General features: G+C 65.5%; 29 protein-coding genes. 13 read left to right on the top strand and 16 right to left on the bottom strand.

Translation table 11 applies throughout. The features are described 5' to 3' along the window. Positions 1-68: 68 nt before the first annotated feature. Positions 69-1,070 carry a retroviral-like aspartic protease family protein gene (locus BSY18_RS09035; protein ID WP_083231386.1) on the top strand — a complete coding sequence of 334 codons (1,002 nt, stop codon included), beginning with the start codon at positions 69-71 and terminating at the stop codon, positions 1,068-1,070. A 7-nt stretch (positions 1,071-1,077) separates the two neighbouring features. Here the strand turns inward: BSY18_RS09035 and BSY18_RS09040 are convergent, their stop codons facing one another. The 3 genes from BSY18_RS09040 to BSY18_RS09050 all read right to left on the bottom strand — a co-directional run bounded on the left by BSY18_RS09040 (position 1,078) and on the right by BSY18_RS09050 (position 3,054). Continuing rightward, positions 1,078-1,704 (bottom strand): thermonuclease family protein, encoded by a 627-nt coding sequence (locus BSY18_RS09040; protein WP_236823493.1) that lies wholly within the window; start codon positions 1,702-1,704, stop codon positions 1,078-1,080. A gap of 48 nt (positions 1,705-1,752) precedes the next feature. Continuing rightward, a complete protein-coding gene (gene purU / locus BSY18_RS09045; protein ID WP_069050373.1) occupies positions 1,753-2,613 on the bottom strand; it encodes a formyltetrahydrofolate deformylase in 861 nt (286 codons plus the stop codon). Positions 2,614-2,691: 78 nt separating this feature from the next. Then, positions 2,692-3,054 carry a DMT family protein gene (locus tag BSY18_RS09050; protein ID WP_054134751.1) on the bottom strand — a complete coding sequence of 121 codons (363 nt, stop codon included), beginning with the start codon at positions 3,052-3,054 and terminating at the stop codon, positions 2,692-2,694. A 166-nt stretch (positions 3,055-3,220) separates the two neighbouring features. On the opposite strand from BSY18_RS09050, the gene BSY18_RS09055 reads away from it, so the two are divergent. Then, positions 3,221-3,478, top strand: a complete 258-nt coding sequence (locus BSY18_RS09055) for a hypothetical protein (protein ID WP_054134752.1) — start codon at positions 3,221-3,223, stop codon at positions 3,476-3,478. Between the two features lie 9 nt (positions 3,479-3,487). Here BSY18_RS09055 and BSY18_RS09060 read toward each other — a convergent pair whose 3' ends face one another. From BSY18_RS09060 to BSY18_RS09085, 6 genes are all read right to left on the bottom strand, one after another. Beyond that, positions 3,488-3,994: a PAS domain-containing protein gene (locus BSY18_RS09060; protein ID WP_069050374.1), complete on the bottom strand. Its 507-nt coding sequence runs from the start codon at positions 3,992-3,994 to the stop codon at positions 3,488-3,490. An 18-nt stretch (positions 3,995-4,012) separates the two neighbouring features. Beyond that, positions 4,013-4,564 (bottom strand): gamma carbonic anhydrase family protein, encoded by a 552-nt coding sequence (locus BSY18_RS09065; RefSeq protein ID WP_054134754.1) that lies wholly within the window; start codon positions 4,562-4,564, stop codon positions 4,013-4,015. A 4-nt stretch (positions 4,565-4,568) separates the two neighbouring features. After that, positions 4,569-5,582, bottom strand: coding sequence for a porphobilinogen synthase (gene hemB / locus BSY18_RS09070; RefSeq protein ID WP_069050375.1), 1,014 nt, complete (start codon positions 5,580-5,582; stop codon positions 4,569-4,571). Positions 5,583-5,762: 180 nt separating this feature from the next. After that, positions 5,763-7,184, bottom strand: a complete 1,422-nt coding sequence (locus tag BSY18_RS09075; protein ID WP_069050376.1) for a sensor histidine kinase — start codon at positions 7,182-7,184, stop codon at positions 5,763-5,765. Further along, positions 7,181-7,915, bottom strand: coding sequence for a response regulator (locus BSY18_RS09080; RefSeq protein WP_069050377.1), 735 nt, complete (start codon positions 7,913-7,915; stop codon positions 7,181-7,183). The genes BSY18_RS09075 and BSY18_RS09080 overlap by 4 nt, the downstream gene beginning before the upstream one ends. Positions 7,916-8,015: 100 nt before the next feature. Further along, positions 8,016-8,624: an EF-hand domain-containing protein gene (locus BSY18_RS09085; protein WP_069051823.1), complete on the bottom strand. Its 609-nt coding sequence runs from the start codon at positions 8,622-8,624 to the stop codon at positions 8,016-8,018. Between the two features lie 264 nt (positions 8,625-8,888). Here BSY18_RS09085 and BSY18_RS09090 point away from each other — a divergent pair, with 264 nt between their 5' ends. Both BSY18_RS09090 and BSY18_RS09095 read left to right on the top strand, forming a co-directional pair. After that, positions 8,889-10,754, top strand: coding sequence for an ABC-F family ATP-binding cassette domain-containing protein (locus BSY18_RS09090; RefSeq protein ID WP_069050378.1), 1,866 nt, complete (start codon positions 8,889-8,891; stop codon positions 10,752-10,754). Between the two features lie 68 nt (positions 10,755-10,822). Beyond that, positions 10,823-12,070 (top strand): acetyl-CoA C-acetyltransferase, encoded by a 1,248-nt coding sequence (locus BSY18_RS09095; protein WP_069050379.1) that lies wholly within the window; start codon positions 10,823-10,825, stop codon positions 12,068-12,070. Between the two features lie 27 nt (positions 12,071-12,097). Here BSY18_RS09095 and BSY18_RS09100 read toward each other — a convergent pair whose 3' ends face one another. Beyond that, entirely contained in the window at positions 12,098-12,460 is a 363-nt protein-coding gene (locus tag BSY18_RS09100) for a response regulator (protein WP_054134761.1), read from the bottom strand. A gap of 75 nt (positions 12,461-12,535) precedes the next feature. Here BSY18_RS09100 and BSY18_RS09105 point away from each other — a divergent pair, with 75 nt between their 5' ends. The 6 genes from BSY18_RS09105 (at position 12,536) to BSY18_RS09130 (ending at position 18,067) form a co-directional block, all read left to right on the top strand. Continuing rightward, positions 12,536-12,838, top strand: coding sequence for a DUF3572 family protein (locus tag BSY18_RS09105; RefSeq protein ID WP_231683878.1), 303 nt, complete (start codon positions 12,536-12,538; stop codon positions 12,836-12,838). Positions 12,839-12,855: 17 nt separating this feature from the next. Then, the gene (locus tag BSY18_RS09110) at positions 12,856-13,527 is read left to right on the top strand and encodes a hypothetical protein (RefSeq protein WP_069050380.1); all 672 of its coding nucleotides are present in this window, start codon (positions 12,856-12,858) and stop codon (positions 13,525-13,527) included. Between the two features lie 31 nt (positions 13,528-13,558). Next, entirely contained in the window at positions 13,559-14,026 is a 468-nt protein-coding gene (locus BSY18_RS09115) for a RidA family protein (RefSeq protein WP_054134764.1), read from the top strand. Beyond that, positions 13,998-14,798 carry a glycerophosphodiester phosphodiesterase family protein gene (locus BSY18_RS09120; RefSeq protein ID WP_054134765.1) on the top strand — a complete coding sequence of 267 codons (801 nt, stop codon included), beginning with the start codon at positions 13,998-14,000 and terminating at the stop codon, positions 14,796-14,798. The genes BSY18_RS09115 and BSY18_RS09120 overlap by 29 nt, the downstream gene beginning before the upstream one ends. Then, a complete protein-coding gene (locus tag BSY18_RS09125) occupies positions 14,795-15,943 on the top strand; it encodes a GNAT family N-acetyltransferase (protein WP_069050381.1) in 1,149 nt (382 codons plus the stop codon). Before BSY18_RS09120 ends, BSY18_RS09125 begins: the two co-directional genes overlap by 4 nt. A gap of 72 nt (positions 15,944-16,015) precedes the next feature. Continuing rightward, complete coding sequence (locus tag BSY18_RS09130; protein WP_069051825.1) at positions 16,016-18,067, top strand: S9 family peptidase; 2,052 nt, start codon at positions 16,016-16,018, stop codon at positions 18,065-18,067. A gap of 1 nt (position 18,068) precedes the next feature. Here BSY18_RS09130 and BSY18_RS09135 read toward each other — a convergent pair whose 3' ends face one another. After that, on the bottom strand, positions 18,069-18,365 hold the full coding sequence (locus tag BSY18_RS09135; RefSeq protein ID WP_033926480.1) for a sel1 repeat family protein: 297 nt from the start codon (positions 18,363-18,365) through the stop codon (positions 18,069-18,071). 106 nt (positions 18,366-18,471) lie between these two features. Further along, positions 18,472-19,317 (bottom strand): pantoate--beta-alanine ligase, encoded by an 846-nt coding sequence (gene panC / locus BSY18_RS09140; RefSeq protein ID WP_069051826.1) that lies wholly within the window; start codon positions 19,315-19,317, stop codon positions 18,472-18,474. A 112-nt stretch (positions 19,318-19,429) separates the two neighbouring features. On the opposite strand from panC, the gene BSY18_RS09145 reads away from it, so the two are divergent. Next, a complete protein-coding gene (locus BSY18_RS09145) occupies positions 19,430-20,248 on the top strand; it encodes a division plane positioning ATPase MipZ (RefSeq protein WP_171900198.1) in 819 nt (272 codons plus the stop codon). On the opposite strand, the gene BSY18_RS09150 is transcribed toward BSY18_RS09145, so the two are convergent. From BSY18_RS09150 to BSY18_RS09165, 4 genes are all read right to left on the bottom strand, one after another. Continuing rightward, positions 20,249-21,589, bottom strand: a complete 1,341-nt coding sequence (locus tag BSY18_RS09150; RefSeq protein ID WP_069050382.1) for an amidohydrolase — start codon at positions 21,587-21,589, stop codon at positions 20,249-20,251. A 70-nt stretch (positions 21,590-21,659) separates the two neighbouring features. Next, positions 21,660-22,112 (bottom strand): DMT family transporter, encoded by a 453-nt coding sequence (locus tag BSY18_RS09155; RefSeq protein ID WP_069050383.1) that lies wholly within the window; start codon positions 22,110-22,112, stop codon positions 21,660-21,662. A gap of 5 nt (positions 22,113-22,117) precedes the next feature. Then, positions 22,118-22,708, bottom strand: a complete 591-nt coding sequence (locus BSY18_RS09160; protein WP_083231387.1) for a DUF4893 domain-containing protein — start codon at positions 22,706-22,708, stop codon at positions 22,118-22,120. A 39-nt stretch (positions 22,709-22,747) separates the two neighbouring features. After that, positions 22,748-23,902: a patatin-like phospholipase family protein gene (locus BSY18_RS09165; RefSeq protein WP_054134770.1), complete on the bottom strand. Its 1,155-nt coding sequence runs from the start codon at positions 23,900-23,902 to the stop codon at positions 22,748-22,750. A 154-nt stretch (positions 23,903-24,056) separates the two neighbouring features. Between BSY18_RS09165 and ypfJ the strand changes: the two genes are divergently transcribed. Both ypfJ and BSY18_RS09175 read left to right on the top strand, forming a co-directional pair. Then, on the top strand, positions 24,057-24,944 hold the full coding sequence (gene ypfJ, locus BSY18_RS09170; protein WP_069050384.1) for a KPN_02809 family neutral zinc metallopeptidase: 888 nt from the start codon (positions 24,057-24,059) through the stop codon (positions 24,942-24,944). Between the two features lie 63 nt (positions 24,945-25,007). After that, entirely contained in the window at positions 25,008-25,550 is a 543-nt protein-coding gene (locus BSY18_RS09175) for a hypothetical protein (protein ID WP_236823494.1), read from the top strand. Positions 25,551-25,677: the final 127 nt, after the last annotated feature.

Consider the following 25,677-nt stretch of genomic DNA (forward strand, 5'->3'; position numbering starts at 1 on the left):
CGGTCACCGCTGGTGGTAATCTCGCGGAAGCGCCCGGCCTGAAACGGGCGCGGGAGAGGATCGCAGCCATGACCTTACGCCCCCTGCCCGGTGCGCTGGCCCTTGCCTTCGCGCTGTGCGCATCCGCTGCGGCAGCCCAATCGAGCCCGGCGCCATCTGTCCCCGCTGCTCCGAGTGTTGCCAATGCCACTGTCGGCGCGCTGGAGGGTAACGCCTTGAGTGCGGGCGCCGAGGTGGTCAGCATCGCACAGGACCGTGCCGACCGCATGACCGTGCCGGTAAGCATCGATGGCCGCGGCCCGTTCTCCTTCCTGATCGATACCGGGTCCGAACGCACCGTCGTCTCGCGCGACATTGCAGGCGAGCTGATGCTCAAGTTCGCCGAGATCGCCCGGCTGGTCAGCATCGCGGGCAGCAAGATGGTGGAGACGGTCTATGTCCCCGATCTGACGCTGGGTCGGCAGAATTACGGGGAGGTGGTCGCGCCGATCCTGGAAGCGCATCACATCGGTGCAGATGGCATCCTGGGGCTGGACGGCCTGCAGGACCAGCGCATCCTCTTCGATTTCACCACCAACGCGATCAGCATAGAAGATGTCGCCAAGCGCGCCGCATCCAGCGACTTCGAGATCATCGTCACCGCGCGCCGCCGTTCGGGCCAGCTGATCTTCACCGATGCTACCCTGGGGGGCAAAAGGATCAGCGTGGTGATCGACACCGGCGCGCAGTCCAACATCGGCAATCTTGCGCTGCTGCGGCGGCTGGGCAGCGGCAAGAAGCTGACCCAGGAACAGGGCAGCCTGGTCTCGGTCACCGGCCAGTCGGTGACCGTCAACTCGGGGCTGGCGAACGATTTCCGGATCGGGCGCGCGCAGTTCGAATTTGTGCCGATCGTGTTCGCCGATTCGCAGGCCTTTGCCGAGCTGGGTCTGGACAAGACTCCCGCGCTGCTGCTGGGCATGGGAACATTGCGGCTGTTCAGCCGGATGATGATCGATTTCAAGCAGCGCCGCGTGCTGTTCGACATGCCGTCCAACGCCCGGCGCAGGCCCGACAGGGCCCCGATCTAGCGCGCGTTCAGCACCAGTCGGGACGGCCGTTGCCGTACCACACCGCCAGCCCTTCATCGACCAGCACGCCGCCCACGCTGGCGCCGCCGCGAGTCACGACAAACAGCGCACGGCCATAGCGGTCCTGCGCCCTCGCCCCGGGTTCGAGCGTGAACGGCCCTGCGTTGAGCAACTCGACCATCCGCTGCGTCGCCAGCCTGCCGCGCTCGAGCTCTGCGGGGCAGCGCGGCGAGGACACCTCGGGCGTATCGATATCGGCGATGCGGATCTTCTGCCCGCGCAGCCAGATGGTGTCGCCATCGACCACGCAGGTGACCCGCGCGCCACCGCCGCAGATGCCGAACCGGACCGAGACCGTGTCGGGCCGGGCGTTGACGATCGGCGCGCCTGCAAACTGCGCCACCTGTTGGGGCGCATCCTCCTGCACCTCCAGCAGATGGCGTTGCTCGCGCGATTGCGCCCAGGGGTCGGGTGTTTCAGGCTGGATGGCGGGGGCTATCCCACTCTCCTCCACCGGCACCAGCCAGGCGTTGAGGTTCCAGCCTGCCAGCGCCGCCAACAGCAGCGCGAGACCGAAGATGCGGGTCTGGCCCTGGTCTGCGCTGGGCGATATTCTGGGGGTTGATCTGGCCACACGACATGATCGCGCCGGGGAGTTAACGGTTCCCTAGCCCGACGCAATTCAGTCGTGGAAAACCACGGTCTTGCTGCCGTTGACCAGCACCCGGTCCTCCAGATGGAACCGCACCGCGCGCGAGAGCACGCGACGCTCGATGTCGCGTCCCTTGCGCACCAGATCGTCGGGGGTGTCGCTGTGGCTGATGTTCTCGACGTCCTGATGGATGATCGGGCCCTCATCGAGATCACCGGTGACATAATGCGCGGTGGCGCCGATGATCTTCACCCCCCGCTCCCACGCCTGGTGATAGGGCTTGGCCCCCTTGAAGCCGGGGAGGAAGCTGTGGTGGATGTTGATGCAGCGCCCCGACAGATACCGCGCCATCTCGTCCGAGAGGATCTGCATATAGCGCGCCAGCACCACCAGTTCGGTGTCGGTCTGCTCGATGATCGCGCGGATCGCGCCTTCCTGCGCGGGCTTGGTCGCCGCGGTCACGGGCAGATGATGATAAGGGATGTCGCCGATCATCGTGTGGCTGATCGCTTCGCGCGGATGATTGGAGACGATTCCCGTCACCGCCATGTTGAGCTCGCCGATGCGCGAGCGATACAGAAGATCCCCCAGGCAGTGATCGAACTTCGACACCAGCAGCAGCACCCGGCGCGGCTGCGCCATGTCGCGGATCGACCATTCCATGCCATGCCGCGCGGCGACCTCTCCAAAGGTGGCGCGAAACGCCTCGATCGACCCGGCACCCGAAAGCAGCTCGAAGCTTACCCGCATGAAGAACCGGTCTTCGATGCGGTCGTTATACTGCTGCGATTCCAGAATATTGGCGTGGTTGCCGGCCAGGAACCCGGCGACTGCAGCGACAATTCCGGGCTGGTCGGCGCAGGACAGGGTCAGGCTGTAGCTGTCGGGCATGAGGGGTCCTGTGCTTTGAGGGAGGGAGAGAATGCGGAAACGGATGCGAGGTGGGAACGCACGCAGCGGCGGTAACGGCTATTTGCCAACAAACAGGAAACCCACCCCTGCCATGATACAGCCAAAGGCCGCAAGATGCCGCCAGCTGAGCGCCTCGCCCAGCACCGCGACCATGAACACGCCGAACACGGTCAGCGCGAGCGCCTCCTGCACGATCTTGAGCTGACCCGGCGTCCAGCCATGCGCAAAGCCGATGCGGTTGGCGGGAACCGCAAAACAGTATTCGACCAGCGCAATACCCCAGCTGATCGCGATCACCCAGAAGATCGGGCGCGCCGCCGCGGCCTCTGTCCCGCCCTTGAGATGCCAGTACCAGGCGGTGGTCATGAAGATGTTCGATATGGCAAGCAGCAGCACGGTGGGCGCGATCTGGGTGGGCATGGCGGGCTTTCATTTCACGGCGGAGCTGGGGTTGGTGCATGACCCAACCGCGAGAGGTAAAGAGAAGATAAATCTGTCGTCAACGTCCTCTTAACCCTTGCTGCCAAGGGGCGCTTAACCAGCAATGCGCACATCTTGTTGAACTTCAGCGCCAAAGGGGGTCAGCATGTCGCCAGACAGTGTGTTCATTTCATTCCTCTCCATCTCGCTCGCCTCGGTTTTCCTCGCGTTGCTGATCGGCACGCGCGGCGACCAGATCCGCAAGGTCGCAATGGCGCTGACCGAGGAAAGCGGCGGGCTGACGCGACGGCGCCAGTCGCGCATCGCTGCGGTCGAGCGCAAGACCGCGATCGCCGACGAGGCGATGCAGGCGCGGGCACGCGGCGAGCGGTTCGTGCCCCCGCGCAACTACCGGACGAGCTGAGCTGGATCCTCAGTCCTGTCCCACCGGCCCGGATGTCAGATCGATGATGAAGCCGATCACGCCGATCGTGGTGCCATCGCGGCCATAGCGGCAGGTTCCGCGCGACATTACCTCGCGCATTTCTCCGGCATCGGTGATGATGCGCGCACGAAAATCATAGTCCTCGCCATGATCGAGCGAGCGCTGGACGGCGTCGGCGACCTTCAACCGGTCGTCGGGGTGGTAATAGCAGATCGCCTCCTGCAGGCCGGGCTGGCCGCGCCGCCGATCACGCTGGTGGATGGCGAACACCTCGTCCGACCAGTGCAGCGACGTTTCCGACCGTTCGAACTGCCAGTTGCCGATCCGGCCGACGCTGAGCGCAAGATCGAGCGACAGCGTTACCCGGTTGCGGTCGCGCTGCAGCGCCAGGTTTTCGCGCAGCACCTTGCGCAGACGGCGCAGCAGCTCGAGCGCCGCAAGCGTGGCGACCAGCGCGCAGATCCATGGCAGATGTTCGATCAGGCCAGGCGACATGGCTCGTATCTTTCCGGATCAGGATCCGTCAACGGCGGCTTTGTGCGCCCGGGCATTTTCGACATAGTGCGCCACGCCGATCCGCATTCCGGCGATGGCAGGCTCGGGCAGATCGCGCATGAACTGCGCCGGGCGTCCGCCCCAGAGCTGCCCGCCGGGCATCGACTTGCCAGGGGTGAGCATCGCGCCCGCCGCCAGCATGGCATCGCCGCCGATTCGGCAGCCGTCCATCACGATCGACCCCAGGCCGACGAACGCGCGATCCTCTAGCACGCAGCCGTGGATCATCGCCATGTGGCCGATCAGCACATCCTCGCCGATCAGCGTCGGAAAGCCTTCGGGCTGACCGGGGCGCGGGCTGTCGCAATGGATGACGGTGCCGTCCTGCACATTGGTGCGCGCACCGATGACGATGCGGTTGACGTCGGCACGGATCACGCAGTTGTACCAGATGCTGGCATCGGGGCCGATCTCGACATCGCCGATGATCCGGCATCCCGGCGCGATGAACGCGCTGTCGTGGATCCGCGGGGTTTTGCCGTGCAGGCTGATGATGGAAACGTCGTGCATGCCGTCAGCCCTTCGCCAGCAGTCTGGCCGCGTGGAGCGCATGATAGGTCAATATCCCGCTGCACCCTGCGCGGCGGAAGGCAAGCAGGCTTTCGAGCACCACCGCATCGCGGTCGCCCGCGCCAGCGGCTGCCATTGCCTCGATCATGGCATATTCGCCCGAGACCATATAGGCATAGGTCGGCAGCCCGAAGGTCTGCTTCACGCGTGCCGCGATATCGAGATACGGGAGCCCCGGCTTGACCATAACGCTGTCGGCGCCCTCTGCGATGTCCATCGCGACCTCGCGCAGCGCCTCGTCGCCGTTGGCCGGATCCATCTGATAGCTTTTCTTGTCGCCCTTGAGCAGCCCAGACGAGCCCACCGCGTCGCGGAACGGGCCGTAGAACGCGCTGGCGTATTTGGCGGCATAGCTCATGATCTGGACATTGTGATGGCCATGCGCCTCAAGCGCGGCGCGGATTTCCCCGATGCGGCCATCCATCATGTCCGACGGGGCGATGATGTCCGCGCCTGCCGCCGCCTGGTTGAGTGCCTGGCCGACCAGCACTTTGACCGTGGCATCATTGAGCACATAGCCTTCGTCATCGACCAGACCGTCCTGGCCGTGCGCGGTATAGGGATCGAGCGCGACATCGGTGAGCACGCCGATTCGGTCGCCAAGCTCGGCCTTGATCGCGCGGATCGCGCGGCACATCAGATTGTCGGGGTTGAGCGCTTCGGCGCCGTCCTGGTTGCGGCGTTCGGGTTGGGTGTTGGGGAACAGAGCGATGCACGCGATCCCCGCCTCGGCCGCTTCCTTCGCGCGCTCCACAATGCCATCGACCGACCAGCGCGAGACGCCGGGCAGCGAGGCGATCGGCTCCTCGACCCCTTCGCCCTCAGTCACAAACAAAGGCCAGATCAGATTGGCAGGCGACAGGCTGGTCTCGCGGACCATGTCGCGGCTCCATCGCGTAGAACGCGTGCGGCGCAGGCGGGTGGCGGGATAGGCGGTGGTGGGAGGGCTGTGCGTCATGCCAATGCTCTAGCGGGTGGGTGCGCGAAGGGGAAGGTGTGTTGCGGGTCGTGGAAGCACACCGCGCAGACAAAGTTCTTCGTCACCCCCGCGGAGGCGGGGGTCCCGCTACCAGCACTGCCCGAGCGCAACAGCGGGATTCCCGCGTTCGCGGGAATGACGGAGTTTAGACGCTAAACCTCAGCCCACCGGCAGCGTCAGCACTGCGCGAAGGCCTTCGATCGCGCCGCCCGCCCCGCGGCGGTTCTGCACGGTCAGCGAGCCGCCATGCTGGTGCGCGACCGCGCGCGCGAGTGTCAGCCCCAGCCCCGTGCCGCCGGTTGCCATGTTGCGCGAGGCTTCCAGACGGGTGAAGGGCTCGAACATCCGCTCGATCTGATCGTCGGCGATCCCCGGGCCATCATCGTCGATGGTGATTGCCACGCTCGACGTCTGCCGCGCGATGCTGATCCGCGCGCGTGACCCGTAACGCACCGCATTGCCGATGACGTTGCGCAGCGCGCGGCGGATCCAGGTGAGCTGCAGCGGCGCGACGATGCGTTCGCACTCGGCCAGCTCCACGTCCTGCCCCAGATCGCGGTACTCGTCGGCGATCATCTCGACCAGCGCGACCAGATTGACCGGCTCGGGCGCCTCGCCGGTGCGTCCGATCCGCGCCAGCGACAAGATGTCGTCGAGCGTGCGGGTGATATCATCGATGCTGGCGACCATGCGTGAGCGCTGGCGGTCATCGGGCACCGATTCGACCCGCACCCGAAGCGCTGCGAGCGGCGTCTTGAGATCATGCCCGATCGCGCCCAGCATCACGTCCTTCTCGTTGAGCATCGCGGAAATCCGCGCGCTCATCGCGTTGAACGAGCGGGTGAGATCGGCAAGGTCGCTGGGGCCGGAAGGCTCTATCGGCTGCGCCTGCTGGGTCTTCTCGAACTGCGCCACGCCATTGCGCAGCGCGCCCATCGAGCGCGCGATCCGGCGGGTCAGCCACACCAGGGGCACCAGCATCACCAGATACAGCACCACGGTCTGCGCGATGATGGTCACGCCGATTCGATTCGACGCCTCGGCCACCGGAACGCGCACGCTGAGCCACTGGCCGTCGGGACGCTCGATCGCGATCACCGCGAGCTGGCGGATGCGTTCGTCATCGCGCCCGCCGATTTCCGCCGCCAGCCGGTCCATGCGGCGCGGCCGGGGCGGTGCGGGCATGGCTGCAGCCCGGATATCGCGATAATTGACTCCATAGCTCGGCAGGATGGCGTTCAACCGCTGTTCGATCTTGGGCATCGCCTGCATCGCAGGCGTGATCGGGCTGACCGGATCGAGCGCAGTGCGCCGCATCCTGAGGCCGGGCGCGCGGCCCATCCGGCCGAGCCGCTGCTCGCGCAACGGCCTGCCCTGCTCCAGCCGGTCGGTCGAAGCGATCAGCCGCACCGCCGCTTCCGCCGCGACCCGGTCCATCGCCTGATCGCGCTGCGCCCGCACCAGCAGTACCGCGTTGAGCAGCTGCCCCACCAGCAGCGCGAGCGCGATGGTCAGCAGCAGGCGGCCGGCAAGGCTGGACGGCCACAACCGCTTGAAACTGGGCCGCTTGAGCATATTCATGGCGTATCGGGGTTGGCCAGACGGCGGACCTTGGCGGCGAGCGTATAGCCGCCACCCCACACGGTCTTGATCAGCCGCGGGGTGCGGTTGTCGGCCTCCACCTTCTTGCGCAGGCGGCTGATCTGGTTGTCAATCGCGCGATCGAACAGGTGCGCCTCGCGGCCGTGCGCAAGATCGAGCAACTGGTCGCGGTTGAGCACGTGCCCGGCATGCTCGCAGAACACCTGCAACAGCTTGAACTCGGCGGTAGAAATGGGCACCAGCGCGCCATCGGGATCGGTCAGGCGGCGCTTGACCGTGTCGAGCCGCCAGCCGTCGAATTCGAACCCCTGGACCTCGTCCTCGGGTGTCTGCGGGACGCGCGCGGCGCGGCGCAGAACGGTCTTGATGCGTGCCACCAGCTCGCGCGGGTCGAAGGGTTTGACGACATAATCGTCGGCACCGATCTCCAGCCCGATGATGCGGTCCATCGCCTCGCCCTTGGCAGTGATCAGGATCACCGGGATTTCGGATTGCGCCGCGACATGGCGACACAGGCTGAGGCCATCCTCGCCGGGCATCATGATATCGAGCAGCAGGATGGCAAAGCGCTGGTCGCGCATCAGCGTGCGCGCCCTGGCGGCATCGCCAGCCTCGGTCACGGCAAATCCCTGCCCCACCAGATATTCGGCGAGCGGTTCGCGCAAGCTGGGCTCGTCGTCGACGAGCAGGATGTGGGGCAAGTCATTCATGGTGGATCAGCATGTGCCGGTTACGAGGATCAATGGCAACCGGCCCCAGTGCAGCGGGGAACCTGCACCGGAGCCGGAAGATCGTCAAAGGCTGGAAAAATCAGCCCGCCGGCTTGGCGCGCTTTTCCTGCCAGCGCTGCTTCATCGCTTCGCGCGCAGCATCGCGCTCGGCCTTGGTCACCTGGCCATCGTTGTTGGTGTCCTGGCGCTTGAAGCGCTCCAGCGCACCGGCCTCGAACTCGGCCAGAGTGATCGCGCCATCCTTGTTGGTGTCGAGACGCATCATGCGAGCATGGCCGCCGCGCATGCCCTTGCCGGGACCACCGCGCCACTTGCCACCCTGGCGAGCGCCGGGCTCGCCCTTGCCGGCTTCGGCGCGCATGCTCATGCGTTCGGCGCGTTTCGCCTCGCGGGCTTCGCGCGCTGCGGTCATTTCGGCCAGGCTGACTTCGCCGCTGCCATCGGTGTCGAGCTTCTTGAAGCGCTCGGCCTGACGCGCTTCGCGATCGGCCTTGTCGATCCTGCCGTCCTTGTTGACGTCCATCCGCGCGAACATCGTCTGCGCCTGGGTGCGGACCTCGGCCTGGGTGATCACGCCGTCCTGATTGGCATCGGGGCCGCGCATCTTGCCACCGGCGGGCTGCGCAACAGCCATGCTGGCGGTGAGCATCGCGGCCAGCGCGGCACCTGCGATAAGGGTCTTCTTCATGGGGTATTCCTTCATGTTCAATTCCTGAGGGGGAGGAAGCCGCCCCAACCGGTGCAAAGGGGGGGATGAGGCCAGGACGACTTCCTTGAGACCCGTTCTAGAGGCGCATTGTCGCACAGCTTTGCCGGATCGGGCACAAAAGTGTCGCAAAGTGTATCAGCCAGCACGCCCCGTTCATCCGGCCGCAAGCTGATCGCGGCTTTTCGCTGCAATGCAACAACGCCCCGCTTGGCTAATGCGCTGCGGGCTGGTAGGCGCGCGTGCATGCTCGCAATGAACAACATCACCGTCCGGCTGGGTGGCCGCACGATCCTCGACGGCGCAACCGCAGCCATTCCCCCCGGCGGCCGCATCGGCCTGATCGGGCGCAACGGCGCGGGCAAGTCCACGCTGATGAAGGTGATGATCGGCGAGCTCGAGCCCGATGACGGCGAGATCGAGATGCCGCGCCTCGCCAAACTTGGCTATATCGCGCAGGAAGCGCCGCACGGAGCGATGACTCCGCTCGATACCGTGCTCGCCGCGGATGTGGAGCGCACGAGCCTGCTCGAAGAGGCCGAGACCTGCACCGATCCCGATCGGCTGGGCGATGTCCACGAACGGCTGCTCGCCATCGACGCCTACAGCGCCCCATCGCGCGCCGCGATCATCCTCACCGGGCTGGGCTTCGACGACGAAATGCAGAACCGCCCGCTCGACAGCTTTTCGGGCGGCTGGAAGATGCGGGTTGCGCTGGGCGCCTTGCTGTTCTCGCAGCCCGACGTGCTGCTGCTCGACGAGCCCTCGAACCACCTCGACCTCGAAGCGACCTTGTGGCTGGAGAACTTCCTCAAGGCTTACCCCGCGACGCTGATCGTCATCAGCCACGAGCGCGATCTGCTCAACAACGTGGTCGACCACATCCTGCACCTGCAGGGCGGGAAGGTGACGCTGTATCCCGGCGGCTATGACAGCTTCGAGCGCCAGCGCGCCGAACGCGCAGCCCAACTTGCGGCGGCAAAGGCCTCGCAGGATGCCCAGCGCGCCAAATTGCAGGACTATGTCGCGCGCAACAGCGCCCGCGCCTCGACCGCCAAGCAGGCGCAGTCGCGTGCCAAGATGCTCGCCAAGATGCAGCCGATCACCGCGCTGATGGAAGACCCGAGCCTGTCGTTCGATTTCCCCAGCCCGTCCGAGCTCAAGCCCCCGCTGATCACGCTCGATCTGGCAGCGGTCGGCTATGCTGAGGACAATCCCATCCTGCGGCGGCTCAATCTGCGCATCGATCCCGATGACCGGATCGCGCTGCTGGGCCGCAACGGCAACGGCAAGACCACGCTCGCCCGCCTGCTCGCCGCGCAGCTTCCCGCGCTCGAAGGCGCGATGGAAACCGCGGGCAAGATGCAGATCGGCTATTTCACCCAGTATCAGGTCGAAGAGCTCGAGGCCGACAGCACCCCGCTCGAGCAGATGACCCGCGCGATGAAGGGCAAGACGCCTGCTGCCGTGCGCGCGCAACTGGGCCGCTTCGGCTTCTCGGGCAACCGCGCGATGTCGAGCGTCGGCACGCTGTCGGGCGGCGAGCGCGCAAGACTGGCGCTCGCGCTGATCACCCGCGATGCTCCGCACCTGCTGATCCTCGACGAACCCACCAACCACTTGGACGTCGATGCGCGCGAGGCTTTGGTGCAGGCGCTCAACGAATATGACGGCGCGGTGATCCTGATCAGCCATGACCGTCACATGGTCGAGCTGACCGCCGACCGGCTGGTGCTGGTCGATGCAGGCACCGCGACCGAGTACAATGGATCGATGCGCGACTACATGGACTTCGTGCTGGGCATCAACCAGCCCAAGGGCGATCCCAAGCACAAGATGTCCAAGAAGGACAAGAAGGCCGACGCCTTCCACCGCGACCAGATCCGCAAGATGGAGAACAAGGTCAAGACAGCGGAAAAGGCCGTCGCCGAGCTGCAGGCGCAGTGTTCGGACATCGACCGCGCGATGTTCGATCCGTCTTCCGCCAAGCCCGAACACGCCAAGCTGACGATGAGCGAACTGGCGCGGCAACGCACACGGCTGGGCGAACTGCTCGCCGAGGCAGAAGCTGCCTGGCTGGAATGCAACGAGAAGCTCGAAGCCCTGAATTGACGCTTGCTGGCGCCCTTGGGATGGTTTAACTGATCGGTTAAATCAACCAGACCCGAGAGGATACCAGCATGGCCGACGCCTATATCATCGACGCTGTCCGCACCCCGCGCGGGGTCGGAAAGCCCGGCAAGGGTGCGCTGTCGCACCTGCATCCGCAGGATCTGGCCGCGACGGTGCTCAAGGCGATCAAGGACCGCAACCATCTCGACACCGCCACCGTCGACGACGTCATCTGGTCGACCTCGACCCAGAAGGGCAAGCAGGGCGGCGACCTTGGCCGCATGTCCGCGCTCGCAGCAGGCTATGATGTCAAGGCCAGCGGCATGACGCTGGACCGCTTCTGCGGCGGCGGCATCACCTCGGTGAACCTCGCGACCGCAGCGGTGATGTCAGGCATGGAAGATTGCGTGATCGCGGGCGGCACCGAGATGATGAGCTACACCCAGACCGTGGGCGCTGCCGAAGCCAATGCCGGGATGCCGCCGCCGCTGATGGGATCGCACAACCCCGCGCTCGACGAACTGCACCCGCAGTCGCACCAGGGCGTGTGCGGCGATGCAATCGCATCGATGGAAGGCATTTCACGCGAGGCATTGGATGCGTTGGCCCTGGTCAGCCAGCAGCGCGCCGCGCGCGCGATTCGAGAGGGCCGGTTCGACAAGTCTGTGGTCCCGGTGTATAACCCGGACGGCAGCATCGCGCTCGACCGCGAGGAGTTCCCCCGCCCCGACACCACCGCCGAAAGCCTTGCCGCATTGAAGCCCGCCTTTGCCGGCATGGCCGATTTCGAGATCGGCGGCACCACCTTCCGCAAGCAGATCAACCGGCGCTATCCCGATCTCACCATCGAGCATATGCACCATGCGGGCAACAGCTCGGGCGTGGTCGATGGCGCCGCTGCCGTGCTGATCACCTCGAAGGATTATGCCGACAAGCACGGGCTCAAGCCCCGCGCGCGGATCGTCACCTATGTCAACATGGGCGATGACCCGACGCTGATGCTCAACGCGCCCGTCCCCGCCGCGAAAAAGGCGCTGGAGCGCGCAGGCCTGTCCAAGGACGACATCGACGTGTGGGAAATCAACGAGGCGTTTTCGGTGGTCGCCGAAAAGTTCATCCGCGATCTCGATCTCGACCGCGAGAAGGTCAACATCAACGGCGGCGCGATGGCCTTGGGCCATCCGATCGGCGCGACCGGATCGATGCTGATCGGCACCGCACTCGATGAGCTCGAGCGCTCGGGCGGTCGCTATGGCCTGATCACGATGTGCGCTGCGGGCGGCATGGCCCCTGCGATCATCATCGAACGCATCTGAACCGAACCACGGCCCGGTGAGCGCGCTTTACACGAGCGCGTTCACCGCCGCCATGAACGGGCCGATCGACACAGGCTTTGAGACATAACCCTCCGCTCCGGCGGCGCGAATCCGGTCCTCATCACCCTTGCCGGCATAAGCGGTCACCGCCATGATCGGGATGAGGCGCAGGTCGCGATCGGCCTTGATCGCCTCGATCAGCTCCAGCCCGCTGATATGCGGCAGCTGAATATCCATGATGATCAGCCCGGGCACGAACTGCCGCGCGCGTTCCATCACCTCGCGGCCATCGGCCAGCCCCTCGACGGCAAAGCCGTGCGCGGTGAGGAGATCGCAGAAAAGTTTGCGATTAAGGTCGTTATCCTCGACAACCAGCACTCTTTTTGCCACTGAACCGCTTATCCAAATTGCCGGTGCATTGGGCGCCGGACGTTATCCACCAGAACGCGGATGTAGGCCAAAGCCGTGACCGATACAATCAGGCCAGATACCCCGTCAGACAGGGGCGACCCACATGATCCGGCCACCATGGCGCTGCTGGCGCTGTCGTGGCTGCTCGGCGATGGCGAGCGCGCCGAAAGGCTGCTATCGCTCACCGGAATGACCGTGGACGACCTGCGCGCCGGCGCGTCCAGCCCCCGCATTCTGGCGGAATTCATCCGCTATCTGGAAGGGCATGAGGCGGATCTGATCGCCGCTGCCGATGCCATCGGCGCGAGCCCCGCGGCCTTGGTCAATGCCCGCATCCAGCTGGAACGCCAGACTTGAAACCGAACGGACCCGACATGACCCCCTCTCCCAAGGCACCCCGCCCGCTGCTGATCACCGATTGCGACGAGGTGCTGCTGTATATGGTCGCGCCGTTCCGCGACTGGCTGGACGAGGCGCACGATATCGAGTTCGACATGTCCGGCGGCGATTTTGCCAAGGCACTGGTCGATCGCAAGACCCGCGAGGCGGTGAAGCCCGGCGACATCTGGCCGCTGCTCAACGCCTTCTTCGACACCGAAATGCACCGCCAGATGCCGATTCCCGGCGCGGTCGAGGCATTGAAGGCGATCGGCGAGCATGCCGACATCGTGGTCCTGACCAACCTCAACGATCACCGCCAGCAATCGCGCAGCGAGCAGCTTGCGCGCTTCGGGCTGCACCACCGCGTCGTGTGCAACCAGGGGCCCAAGGGCGAACCGCTCAAGCGCATCGTCGACGAGCACGCGCCTTCGGTCGCGATCTTTGTTGACGACCTGCCGCAGCATCACGAATCGGCCGCCGAGCACGCGCCCGAGGTCTGGCGGCTGCATATGGTCGGCGAGACCGCGCTGGCGCCGCACATCGTCTGCGCGGCGACTGCGGGCCATGCGCATGCGCGGATCGACAGCTGGACCGCCGCGCTCGACTGGGTGATGGAACGCATCGCGCTGGGTGTCCCGGCCCCCGGCATCGAGGCCGCGGCTTGACGCTGGCCAGCACATTGGAGAATACGAGCATATGACTGACAGCATTGAACAAAAGCTCGCCGAACTGGGTCTCGAACTGCCCCAGCCCGCCGCTCCCGTCGCATCCTATGTCCCCGCCGTGGAAGTGGGCGGCATGCTCTACATCTCGGGCCAGCTGCCGTTCATCGACGGCAAGGTCGTCACCGGACGGCTGGGCGAGAATGTCTCGCTCGAGGCCGGAGAGGCCGCCGCGCGCGCCTGCGGCATCATGCTGATCGCGCAGATGAAGGCGGCTCTGGGCTCGCTCGACCGGGTCGAGCGGATCGTCAAGCTCGGCGCCTTCATCGCCAGCACGCCCGAGTTCAACGCCCAGCCCAAGGTCGCCAATGGCGCATCGGACCTGATGGTCCAGGTGTTCGGCGCGGCGGGCCAGCATGCGCGCAGCGCCGTCGGCGTTCCCGTCCTGCCCCTGGGCGCCGCCGTGGAGATCGATGCCATTGTCGCCGTTCGGCCTGCTTGACGGCTGGCTGGCGCCGCCGCCCGAACCCCGCCGCATCGCCTGGCTGGGAGAGCAGCCCTACGCCCATCGCGGTCTGCATGACGGCATGTGGCAGGGCCCTGTGCTCGAAAACGGCCTGCCCGCGTTCACCGCGGCGATCGCCGCCGGCCATGGCATCGAATGCGATGTCCAGCGCAGCATCGACAACCGCGCGGTGGTATTTCACGACTTTTCGCTGAGCCGGCTGACGCTGGCTCAGGGCCGGGTCGATGGCAAGACCGCCGCCGAGCTCACGCAGATCCGGCTGATGGGCCAGAATGGCGCGATCGCAGAACTCGGCGCGGTTCTGGGCGTGGTGCGCGGGCGCGCGCCGATCCTGATCGAGATCAAGACCGAGACCGACCATGTTGCGCCCCTGTGCCTTGCGGTGCGCCGCGCGCTCGAAGGCTATGGCGGCAAGGCGGCGATCATGAGCTTCCACCCGGCAGTCTCTGCCTGGTTCCGGCGGCAGGCGCCGCACATCGTGCGCGGGCTGGTGATGACCGAGGAAGGCTCGCACGGCTGGAAGGGCACGATGCGCCGCCACCTTGATCTTTGGCAGGCCAAGCCCGATTTCCTCGCTTATGACATTCGCGATCTTCCCAGCGGCTTTGCCGCAGCCCAGCGCGCCCGCGGCCTGCCCGTGCTGACCTGGACGGTGCGCACCGACGAACAGCACGCCATCGCCGCCGACCACGCCGATGCGCCGATCTACGAACGCGCCCTGGCGCCGGACCCTTCCCCGCACGCATGAGCGAAAAGGCGATCACCGCCGAGGTCGGCCGCAGCATCGCCGCGCTGGATGCGGGTCAATGGGATGCGCTGGCGGGCACCGACAACCCGTTCGTTTCCCACGCCTTTCTCAGCCTGCTCGAAGCTTCGGGCAGCGTCGGCCGCGGCACCGGCTGGACCCCTGCCCCGATCACCATCAAGGGCGAAGACGGCAGGCTGGTCGCGGCGCTGCCCGCCTATCTCAAGAGCCACAGCCAGGGCGAATATGTCTTCGACCACAATTGGGCGCACGCGTGGGAGAATGCCGGGGGAAGCTATTACCCCAAGTTGCAGATTTCCGTCCCGTTCACGCCCGCGACCGGCCCGCGCATCCTGCTTGCCGATCCGGTGTGGTCGCTGCCGATCCTGACCGCCGCGCAGAACCTTGCCGAACAGAACAACCTTTCTTCGGTCCACGCGACCTTCATCGAGCCCGCCCAACTGCCGCTGTTCGAGCAGGCCGGATGGCTGCTGCGCGCCGACACCCAGTTTCACTGGCACGACGAGAATTATGGCGATTTCGAGGGCTTTCTGGGCTCGCTGACCTCGCGCAAGCGCAAGGATCTGCGCAAGGAGCGCGCCAAGGCGCAGGAGGGCGTCGAGATCGTCCACCTCACCGGGGACATGATCACCGAAGCGCATTGGGACGCGTTCTGGATCTTCTACCAGGACACCGGCGCGCGCAAATGGGGCCAGCCTTATCTGACCCGCGAGGCGTTCAGCCTGATGGGGCAAACGATGGCCGACCGCATCCTGCTGATCCTTGCGCTGTACGAAGGCCGCCCGATCGCAGGCGCGCTCAACTTCATCGGCAGCGACACGCTCTATGGCCGTTATTGGGGCTGCACGGTGGACAAGCCGTTCCTGCATTTCGAGCTCTGCTACTACCAGGCGATCGACGCGGCGCTGGCGCGCGGCCTCTCACGGGTTGAGGCTGGCGCGCAGGGCGGGCACAAGATGGCGCGCGGCTATGCGCCCGAGATCACATGGTCGGCGCACTATATCCCCGATCCCGGCTTCCGCCGCGCGGTGGGCGATTTCCTCAAGCGCGAGCGCGCAGCTGTGCAGGCCGACCGCGAAATGCTGACCGAGATGCTGCCGTTCAAGCGCGGTCCATCTGCGGCTTGACGCACGCGCGTGCCCGGCGCACGCTGGCGTATCTGCAACCCGCTGATCAACCAGCAGAAAGCCCCACACCTCATGCGCACCATTCGATATGCCGCCCTACTGCTTGCGTTCGCCAGCCCCACTGCCCTGCTCGCCCAAGCCGCGCCTGACAGCCGACTGACCGGCCAGGACCTGTTTTCGCTCGAGGTCGCCGCCGATCCGCAGATCGCGCCCGATGGCAGTGCAATCGCCTTCGTCCGGCGCGCCAACGACATCATGTCGGACAAGGCTGTCTTGTCGATCTGGCTGGTCAACACCGCGAGCGGCGGGATGACCCCGGTCGCCGCTGGCCCCGGCGGGCACAGCCAGCCGCGCTGGTCGCCCGATGGCAAGCGTCTTGCCTATGTCTCGACCGCCGAGGGCGGCGCGCCGCAACTCTACGTCCGCTGGATGGCGAGCGGAGAGGCGGTACGCATCACGGGACTTCCCGAAAGCCCCGGCAATATCGCCTGGTCACCTGATGGCACGCAGATCGCCTACACCCTGTTCGTGGCTACCGAAGGGCCCAGGCTGGGCAAGGCGCCCGACAAGCCCGAGGGCGCGACCTGGGCCGCGCCGCTCGAAACCTATGACATGCTCGCCTATCGCGCCGATGGCGCGGGCTATATCAAGCCCGGGTTCGACAAGATCTTCGTCGTTCCCGCCACCGGCGGCGCGCCGCGCCAATTGAGCTTCGGCGAGTATCACGACGGCGGCGGGCTGACCTGGAGCAAGGACGGCAGCACGCTCTACTTCTCGGGCAACCGCTCGCCCAACTGGGAAAGCGATCCGGTCGATGCGGAGATCTACGCGCTGGATATCGCCAGCGGCACGATCGCAGCGCTCACCGATCGCGACGGTCCGGACGCGTCGCCGGTGGTCTCCCCAGATGGCAGCAAAATTGCCTATCTGGGGTTCGACGACAAATTGCTCGGCTATCACAACGCGCAGGCCTATGTGATGAACCGCGATGGCTCGGGCAAGCGCGCGGTCGCACCCTCGCTCGATCGCAGCATCGATACGCTCGTCTGGGCGCCCGACGGCCAGGCGCTGATCGCGCAATATGACGACCATGGCGAGACTTTGGTCGCACGCATCGGGATGGACGGATCGGTGCGCGAGATCGTGCGCGGCCTGACTGGCCCGTCGCTCGACCGGCCCTATTCGGGCGGATCGTTCAGCGTCGCGAAGTCCGGCGCGATTGCCTATTCGGGTGGCAATGCCACCAAACCTGCCGATGTCATGCTGGCGAGCGGCGGCAAGACCCGGTCGCTCACCCGGTTCAACAGCACGCTGATGGCGAGCAAGCGTCTGGGCGATGTGCGCAAGGTAACCACCGCATCGACCTTTGACGGCCGCGAGATCGAAGGCTGGCTGACGCTTCCCCCGGGGCATGTGCCGGGAACGCGGGTACCGCTGGTGCTCGAAATCCATGGCGGGCCGTTCTCCGCTTATGGCCCGCATTTCTCCACCGACAACCAGCTCTATGCCGCATCGGGCTATGCCGTCCTCTCGGTCAACCCGCGTGGATCAACCAGTTACGGCGCAGAGTTCGCAAACCTCATCCACCATGCCTATCCCGGCAATGATTATGACGATCTGATCGCGATGGTCGACAAGGCGATTGCCGAGGGCGTGGCTGATCCCGATCAATTGTTCGTCACCGGCGGATCGGGCGGCGGGGTGCTGACCAGCTGGATCGTCGGCAAGACCGACCGCTTCAAGGCGGCGGCGACGCAGAAGCCGGTGATCAACTGGACCAGCCAGGCGCTGACCGCCGATGGGCCTGCGTTCTTTGCGAAATACTGGTTCGGCAAGATGCCGTGGGAGGATCAGGCAAGCTATTGGGCGCGCTCGCCCTTGTCGCTCGTCGCCAATGTGAAGACGCCGACTCTGGTGGTGGTCGGCAGCGAGGATTACCGCACCCCGGTCAGCGAGTCCGAGCAATATTACACCGCGCTCAAGCTGGTCGGCGTGCCGACGGCTCTGGTCAAGGTTCCGGGCGCCAGCCATGGCGGCATCGCGGCGCGGCCATCGCAAAGCGCGGCCAAGGCCTCGGCAATCATCGCCTGGTTCGAACGCTACCGCAAACCGGCAGCGCAATAGGTCAGGCGGCGCGCGCTGCGATCTGCTGGAGCCAGGCGCGGGCTTCGCGCTGGGCTTCGGCGATCTGCCGTGCGGTCATTTCCTCGGAGATTTCCGCGCGGCACAATTGGCTTTCCTCATGCCCCTTCACGGCGGCGAGGTTGAACCATTTGTGCGCCTCGATCAGATCGACGTTGACGCCGTGTCCCCCGGTGGAAAATGCCACCCCCAGATCGAAATAGGCGTTGATGTCGCCGCGCGCGGCGGCGGCCAGCTTGCTCTCGATCAGAAACGTCGCGGACTTCAGACTGTTAGCCATCTCACATGCCCCTCTTTGCATGGCCGGTTGATCCGACAGGGGCGAGAGTGGGAAAATGTGGTGAAGAAAAGGTTAATCCGGCAGATACCATGCCAGAAGTTTTACATTACCTTGCGTTTACGGGCATATTATCGATGAGCCGAGTGCTGCCGATACGCGCTGCGACCAGCAGGCGCGCGGGTCGATCGGCGATCTCCATCGGCTGGAGCGTCGCCGCATCGGCCAGGGTAACATAATCGACGCTGGCAAATCCGGCGGCGAGCAGCGCCTGTTCGATCCCGCGCGTCGCTTCACCCACCGGGCCGCCCGCCTCGATCACCGCGATCCCCGCCTGCATCGCGCGCGGCAGCATCGCGGCTGCCGCGCGCTGTTCGGATGTCAGATACGCGTTGCGCGACGACAGCGCGAGCCCGTCGGCATCACGAACCGTCGGCACGCCGATGATGTCGAGCCCGAAATTGAGATCGCGCGCCATCGTGCGGATCACGGCCAGCTGCTGGTAATCCTTCTCGCCGAACAGCGCCATGTCGGGCTGGACCTGATTGAACAGCTTGGCGACGATGGTGGCGACGCCATCGAAGTGGCCCTGCCGGGCCGCGCCGCACAGGCCGTCGCTGACCCCCGCCACGCTGACATTGGTGGCAAAGCCGGCCGGGTAGACCTGATCGACATCGGGTGCCCACAGGATCGCGACGCCAGCCTCGCTCAGCATCGCGGCATCCGCCTCTTCCTGCCGGGGATAGGCATCAAGATCCTCGTTCGCGCCGAACTGCATGGGGTTGACGAAGATCGAGGCGACCACATGGTCGGCCCGCTGTTTCGCCTCGCGCATCAGTTGCATGTGCCCTGCGTGCAGCGCGCCCATGGTGGGCACCAGAGCCACCTCTCCGCCCTGCCGCCGAAGCAGCGAAACCGCTGACCGCAACCTGTCTACCCGACGTATGATTTGCACCTTGGTAAAGCCTCCGATAGGGAACTGCCGCATGGGGTACGGGTCGTGCCCGCACGTGATTCACTAGGCAGCACTGGCACATTCGTCGTCCTGCTGGAAGGGGCTGAAAACCATGGACATGATGACGCGCAAGGCGTCCCCGCACCATATCGTATTTGCCAATGAAAAGGGCGGCACCGGCAAATCGACCAGCGCGGTGCATGTCGCAGTGGCGCTTTCGTATCTGGGCTTCCGGGTCGGCGCGATCGATCTCGATCCGCGCCAGCGCACGCTGCATCGCTATCTGGAAAACCGCGTCGCCACGCAGCAGCGCCGCAGCATCACCCTGCCCACCCCCAATTTCGAGGTGTTCCAGGACGACACTCAGGCGCGGCTGGAGCAGATGGTCAGCAAGATGAGCCAGGAATGCGACTTTCTGGTCTATGACACACCCGGCCGCGACGACAAGTTCGCGCGCTTCGTCGCCACCCGCGCCGACACGCTGGTCACCCCGCTTAACGACAGCTTCGTCGATTTCGACCTGATCGGCCAGGTGGACCCCGAAAACTTCAAGGTCCGCCGCCTGAGCTTCTATGCCGAGCTGATCTGGGAAGCGCGCAAGGCGCGCGCCAAGACCGACGGGATCGAGATCGACTGGGTGGTGCTGCGCAACCGCACCCAGCAGACCGACGCGCGCAACAAGCGCAGGCTCGATGCGGCGCTGGCCGAACTCTCCAAGCGCGTCGGCTTCCGCTATGTGCAGGGCCTGTCCGAACGCGTGGTCTATCGCGAGCTGTTCCCCTCAGGGCTCACCCTGCTCGACAAGGGCCATCTGGCGGATCTGGGCACCAGCCACATCATCGCGCGGCAGGAACTGCGCGAGATGGTCTCCGCGCTCAACTTGCCCGGCGTCGGCAGCCGCGCCGCCGAACGCCAGCCACAATTGCTCTGATCAGGGTGCCTTCGGCATCAGCTTGAGCGTCATCGCGGTCATCGCCTCGGCGGCGGTCGCGATGACGGTATCGGCTTCGGGCGCCCAGAACGGGCTGTGCAGCGAAGGCATCTCGATGCCCTCCTTCTTGGCCTTGGTGTATTCGGCGACCGGCACCCCGCCCACCCAGAAGATCAGGCTGGTGATGTTGTCCGGGTCCGCGCGGTAGAAGCGGCTGAAATCCTCGCCCCCCATCGACGGCGGTACCTGCGCCACGCGCTGATCGCCAAACCGCGCCTTTAGCATCGCGGCGGTTTCGCGGGTGAAATCGGGGCTGTTGTAGACCGCAGGGGTGAAGGTGTCGCTCATCGTCACCACCGGCATCCTGTCCTCGGGCACGCCTGCCGCAATCGCCTCGCCCTTGGCGATGCGCTTGATGCCTTCGAGGATCTTGGCCCGGGTTTCGTCCGAATAGCTGCGCACGGTGAGCAGCAGCGTCGCCTCGTCCGAGATGATGTTGTGCTTGGCGCCAGCCTGGAAGCTGCCGACGGTGACCACCGCGGCGTCCTGCGGGTCGAGCTCGCGGCTGATGAGCGTCTGCAGCGTGGTGACGATGCGCGCGCCCAGCACGATCGGGTCCTTGGTCGACTGCGGATAGGCCCCGTGCCCGCCCAGCCCCTTCACCTTGATATCGACGCTGTCGACATTGGCGAGCGCAAAGCCCGGGGTGTAACCGATGAACCCGGCGGGCGCCTGCGCGGCATCATGGAAGCCGAGCACATATTTGGGTTTGGGAAAGCGCGTGAACAGACCGTCTTCCAGCATCGCCACCGCGCCCGATCCGATCTCCTCGGCCGGCTGCAGGATCATGACCAGCGTGCCCGACCATTCCGCCTTGCGCTTGACCAGCTGCCGCGCGGTGGCGACCCAGCCGGTCATGTGCGTGTCATGCCCGCAGGCGTGCATCACCCCGGTCTCGATCCCCGCCGGGCTCATCGCGCGCACCTTGCTGGCGTAAGCGAGGCCGGTCTGCTCGACCACCGGCAGCCCGTCCATGTCAGCGCGCAGCATCACCACCGGCCCGGGGCCGTTCTTCATCACCGCGACCACCCCGGTCTTGCCGACACCTTCGGTGACCTCGAAGCCCAGTTTGCGCGCCTCTGCGGCGAGCTTCCTGGCGGTCTTCACCTCCTGGAAGCTGAGCTCGGGATTGGCGTGCAGATCGCGGTAGAGGTCCATCAGGCCCGGCATGTCCGCGGCGATATCGGCGCGGATCGTGTCCTGCGCCTGCGCGGGCATCGCAACCGCGAGCGCCAGAGTGGATGCGGCAAGCGCGCGCGCGAACATCGATGCGACCGGCATAAGTGTCTCCCCAGACATATGTTTGTCCAGGAAGCTAGCGGCTTGGATCTGCCATGTCAGTCAAAAACGCTCAGCCGATCTTGCGCGCCATCAGCACCCCGACTGTCATCATCACCATGCCGCCAATGCGCAGCGCGGTGAGCGGACTGCGCGGCACCCCGAACAGGCCGAAGTGATCAATCAGGGCGGCGGCGACGATCTGCCCCAGCAGCACCAGGAACACCGCGTTGCCGATGCCGAAGCGCGGTCCGATCCAGGTGATCGACAGCACATAGAACGCAACGAATGCACCGCTGAAGAACAGGTGCGGCGGCGCGGCGCGGACCTTGGCCAGATCGGGCAGGCCTACAACCGCGGTTGCCGCCGCCGCGATGAACAGCGCCGACAGGAACAGGATGACCGATGCCGCCGCCGGGTTCGCCAGCCTGACGCCGAGCTGGCTGTTCAGCGCAGCCATCACCGGAATCCCGATCCCGGTCAGCAGCATGATCATCGAATAGCTCAGAGCGGTTCCGCTTGGCATGGGCGTTACCTCATCGGACGCAGATCGATGATGTCGAGCGTCGATTCATAATAGGGGTTGGGAAAGACGATCCGCCAGCGGTCCTTGCCGATCCGCTCGACGGTTCCGGCCATGTCGCGTTCCTTGTCCTGGCCATAAGGCACCAGCGTCTCGTCGTCGCCCAGCATCAGCGAGCCGAGGAACACCCCGCTGCGCTTGCCATCGGCGTGGATGAATCCGACCGGGCGCTGCGATCCGGTGAGCTTGACGAACTGCCGCGTCGCGCTGCTGCCGTAGATCGCGCAGGCAAAATCGGGATAGGCGATGAACGCCAGATACTTGCCGCCCAGCTTGTGCGTCGCGCACAGATATTTGCCCTCGGGCGGCAGCGGGTTTTCCAGGCGCTTCTTGGGGTCGTACAGCAATGCCGCCTTGGCCAGCTCTCCTGCAAATTCGGAAGCCTGGACCTCGGCAAGTGCAGCGGCGAATGCCGAATCGCGCTGTCGGAGCCGCTCGGCGTCGGCGGGAGTGATGATGTCCTGCCAGCGCTGCGCGGGCGCGGGCGAACCAAGCGCCAGCGCGGCCAGTGCCAGCCCGGCTGCAAACCTCAAAGCCATGCTCTCTCTCCCCTTGTTTCCTGGGCCCCGGCGGCCCGGTCAGCCGTGCGGGGCGAGGTCGAACGCCGCAGTCTTGCCGTCCATGATATTCTGCGCGAGCAGGTCGCCGCGCTTCATCACCGCCTGCACTGCCTCGATCCCCTGCTCCCAGTGCATGTCCATGGTGCCGCGCGAAAACTCGAAGTCGCGCATCCCGCTTTCCCAGCGCTGCACATTGTAGATCAGGTGAACGATGTTGACTGCATTGTCCTCGACCAGCGCGCGGACGCGCTCGACATTGGGATCACTGCACATATCGGGCGGCAGCATCGCCAGCACCTTGCGCAGCGCCTCGTGCTCCTTGCGCAGCTTGAGATAGTAATCGGTCACCTGCCGGGTGCGGCTGGAATAGCGGATATCCTTCTCGCGGCTCATCACGTCGGCAAACTTGGTGGGCAGTTCGCCGCGCGCGGGAAACAGGTCGATCTGGAAGGCGAGCATGTCGCTGGTCTGGTTGTCGAGCACATAGGCGAGCGGCGTGTTGCTCACCAGGCCGCCGTCCCAGTAATGCTTGCCGTTGATCTCCACCGGCGCAAAGCCCGGCGGCAACGCGCCCGATGCCATGATGTGCCGCGCATCGATCGTCTGCGGACCATGCGGGTCCTTGGTGTCGAAATAATAGAAATTGCCCGATTCCACGTTCACCGCGCCCACCGAGAAGCGCACGGGCCCGTTGTTCAGCCGGTCCCAGTCGACAAAGCGGTTGAGCGTCTCGATCATCGGGGTGGTATCATACATGCTGACCGCAGCAGGCGTTCCCGGCCAGGCGAAGGTGGGCGGCAACATGTGCGGGCGGAAGAAGCCCGGCACGCCGACGGTCGCGGCCATCGCGGCGCCCGCATAATGGTTCATCTCGCGCCAGTAATCGGCATCGCCCAGCATGAAGTCGAACGTGCCCGAGGTTACCAGCTCCCAGAACTCACGCAGCCGGGTGCAGGCGAGATGCGGCTCGTTGCCTGCGATGATCGCCGCATTGATCGCACCGATCGAGATGCCTGCGACCCAGTCGATTCGCACATTCTGCCGCACCAGCTCGCTGAACACGCCGGCCTGATACGATCCCAGCGCACCCCCGCCCTGCAGCACCAGCGCGACGGTTTCAGGCAGCGGAACGGCTGCGGACTGGGTATCCAGCGCATCTTGAGTGCCGGGCATAGAAGGTCCTTATCTGGTGGCGTGCGTCCACGCGCTTTGACGCCAACCCTATGCCGCAGCGCACCATAACGCAATTGGCGTGAAAAAACGGTGCTGCCAAAACGCCGTTCCCGGCGTACCATCCCTGCCAATCAGGACAGGAACCGCCAACGCCATGAAGCTCGACGACTATCGCACCTCCGACAATATCTCCGACCAGCGCGGCGGCGGCGGGGGTGGCCCGCGCTTTCCCATCGGCGGCGGCAAGATGGGCATCGGCACCATCCTGATCCTGGGGATCGCGGCGCTGGTGTTCGGAATCAACCCGATGGAGCTGATGCAGGGCGGCGGCATGCCTGGCGGCGCGCCGGTGCAGACGCAGGGCCCTGGAGCGGCTGGAGGCCAGAGCGCAGACCAGAGTTGCGCGGTCGATGAAAAGAGCAAGTTCAGCTGCCAGGTGCTCGCGAGCACCGAGGACACCTGGGGGGCGCTGTTCAAGGAACAGGGGCAGACCTATCAGCCCGCCACCCTCACCTTCTACGACCGCAACGGCCAGTCCGGCTGCGGCGCGGCGCAAAGCGCGATGGGGCCGTTCTATTGCCCCGCCGACAACGGCATCTATCTCGACACCAGCTTCTTCGACGAGCTTGCCACCCGCTTCGGCGCAGCGGGCGATTTCGCGCAGGCCTATGTCATCGCGCACGAGGTCGGCCACCACATCCAGACGATCAGCGGCCGCTCCGATCAGGTCCGCCGCGCGCAGCGCACTGCCAGCGAGGCACAGGGCAACGACCTGCAGGTCCGCATGGAGCTCGAGGCGGACTGCTATGCCGGGGTGTGGGCCGCGCGCAACCGCGAGCGGATCGAGCCGGGCGATATCGAGGAAGGTCTGACCGCCGCCAACGCCATCGGCGACGATACGCTGCAAAAGGCCGCCGGACGCAGGCCGGTGCCCGAAAGCTTCACCCATGGCACGTCGGCACAGCGCATGGCGTGGCTGAAAAAGGGCCTGAGCACCGGCGATCCGGCGCAGTGCGACACGTTCAGCGCGGCACGGCTCTAGAACGGTGCATCGTTTTGCAGGTCCGCGCGTATCCGCAACAAGGGCGTCCCGTTTGACGCCGACATGAGGGGAACAACCATGCACCGCACCGTGATCACGCTTGCCAGCCTTGCCTTTGTCGGCAGCGCCCTGCCTGCCAGTGCGCAGAACCCGGGCTCGAATGGCCCGCGCTCGACCGAACAGGTGGCAGAAGAGGTGGTGACCCAGCCGGTCGAGGATGTCGGGCTCGACAAGAAGGACATTCCGGAAAACCTGATCGCCATTCAGGACAAGCCCTATTCGCTGGTGGGCATCAAGACCTGCTCGCAGATACGCAGCGCGATCGGCGACATGGATGCGGTGCTGGGCGAAGATCTCGACGTGCCCTATGAAAAGACCCGCGATGACAAGCGCAAGGACACCGCAGGCAAGGTCGGCGGACTGATCGTCAACTCGATCATCCCCTTCCGCCGCGTGATCCGCGAGATTTCGGGCGCAGCCGCGCAGGAGCGTCGCTACAATGCTGCAGTCTATGCCGGCGTCGTCCGCCGAAGCTTCCTCAAGGGCGTCGGGCTGCAGCGCGGCTGCAAATACCCGTCCGCACCTGCGCCCGCGAGCATGAAGTAAAAGTCCTCTTGAACAAACCCCGTTCTCCGGCGAAAGCCGTCGTCGTTACATTATAACGCTTTGGTCGATTCAGCCGTCATTCCCGCGAACGCGGGGATGACGCTTTTCACAGAGGATGCTTCCAAAA

The organism is Blastomonas sp. RAC04 (genome assembly GCF_001713435.1).
GTDB classification, from domain to species: Bacteria; Pseudomonadota; Alphaproteobacteria; order Sphingomonadales; family Sphingomonadaceae; genus Blastomonas; species Blastomonas fulva.

Bases quoted from the DNA above. Each gene is read 5' to 3' on its own strand.
- BSY18_RS09035 (WP_083231386.1), top strand. From the start codon at position 69: ATGACCTTACGCCCCCTGCCCGGTGCGCTGGCCCTTGCCTTCGCGCTG.
- purU (WP_069050373.1), bottom strand. From the start codon at position 2,613: ATGCCCGACAGCTACAGCCTGACCCTGTCCTGCGCCGACCAGCCCGGA.
- BSY18_RS09050 (WP_054134751.1), bottom strand. From the start codon at position 3,054: ATGCCCACCCAGATCGCGCCCACCGTGCTGCTGCTTGCCATATCGAAC.
- BSY18_RS09055 (WP_054134752.1), top strand. From the start codon at position 3,221: ATGTCGCCAGACAGTGTGTTCATTTCATTCCTCTCCATCTCGCTCGCC.
- BSY18_RS09060 (WP_069050374.1), bottom strand. From the start codon at position 3,994: ATGTCGCCTGGCCTGATCGAACATCTGCCATGGATCTGCGCGCTGGTC.
- BSY18_RS09065 (WP_054134754.1), bottom strand. From the start codon at position 4,564: ATGCACGACGTTTCCATCATCAGCCTGCACGGCAAAACCCCGCGGATC.
- hemB (WP_069050375.1), bottom strand. From the start codon at position 5,582: ATGACGCACAGCCCTCCCACCACCGCCTATCCCGCCACCCGCCTGCGC.
- BSY18_RS09075 (WP_069050376.1), bottom strand. From the start codon at position 7,184: ATGAATATGCTCAAGCGGCCCAGTTTCAAGCGGTTGTGGCCGTCCAGC.
- BSY18_RS09080 (WP_069050377.1), bottom strand. From the start codon at position 7,915: ATGAATGACTTGCCCCACATCCTGCTCGTCGACGACGAGCCCAGCTTG.
- BSY18_RS09085 (WP_069051823.1), bottom strand. From the start codon at position 8,624: ATGAAGAAGACCCTTATCGCAGGTGCCGCGCTGGCCGCGATGCTCACC.
- BSY18_RS09090 (WP_069050378.1), top strand. From the start codon at position 8,889: ATGCTCGCAATGAACAACATCACCGTCCGGCTGGGTGGCCGCACGATC.
- BSY18_RS09095 (WP_069050379.1), top strand. From the start codon at position 10,823: ATGGCCGACGCCTATATCATCGACGCTGTCCGCACCCCGCGCGGGGTC.
- BSY18_RS09110 (WP_069050380.1), top strand. From the start codon at position 12,856: ATGACCCCCTCTCCCAAGGCACCCCGCCCGCTGCTGATCACCGATTGC.
- BSY18_RS09115 (WP_054134764.1), top strand. From the start codon at position 13,559: ATGACTGACAGCATTGAACAAAAGCTCGCCGAACTGGGTCTCGAACTG.
- BSY18_RS09120 (WP_054134765.1), top strand. From the start codon at position 13,998: ATGCCATTGTCGCCGTTCGGCCTGCTTGACGGCTGGCTGGCGCCGCCG.
- BSY18_RS09125 (WP_069050381.1), top strand. From the start codon at position 14,795: ATGAGCGAAAAGGCGATCACCGCCGAGGTCGGCCGCAGCATCGCCGCG.
- BSY18_RS09130 (WP_069051825.1), top strand. From the start codon at position 16,016: ATGCGCACCATTCGATATGCCGCCCTACTGCTTGCGTTCGCCAGCCCC.
- BSY18_RS09135 (WP_033926480.1), bottom strand. From the start codon at position 18,365: ATGGCTAACAGTCTGAAGTCCGCGACGTTTCTGATCGAGAGCAAGCTG.
- BSY18_RS09145 (WP_171900198.1), top strand. From the start codon at position 19,430: ATGGACATGATGACGCGCAAGGCGTCCCCGCACCATATCGTATTTGCC.
- BSY18_RS09150 (WP_069050382.1), bottom strand. From the start codon at position 21,589: ATGCCGGTCGCATCGATGTTCGCGCGCGCGCTTGCCGCATCCACTCTG.
- BSY18_RS09155 (WP_069050383.1), bottom strand. From the start codon at position 22,112: ATGCCAAGCGGAACCGCTCTGAGCTATTCGATGATCATGCTGCTGACC.
- BSY18_RS09160 (WP_083231387.1), bottom strand. From the start codon at position 22,708: ATGGCTTTGAGGTTTGCAGCCGGGCTGGCACTGGCCGCGCTGGCGCTT.
- BSY18_RS09165 (WP_054134770.1), bottom strand. From the start codon at position 23,902: ATGCCCGGCACTCAAGATGCGCTGGATACCCAGTCCGCAGCCGTTCCG.
- ypfJ (WP_069050384.1), top strand. From the start codon at position 24,057: ATGAAGCTCGACGACTATCGCACCTCCGACAATATCTCCGACCAGCGC.
- BSY18_RS09175 (WP_236823494.1), top strand. From the start codon at position 25,008: ATGAGGGGAACAACCATGCACCGCACCGTGATCACGCTTGCCAGCCTT.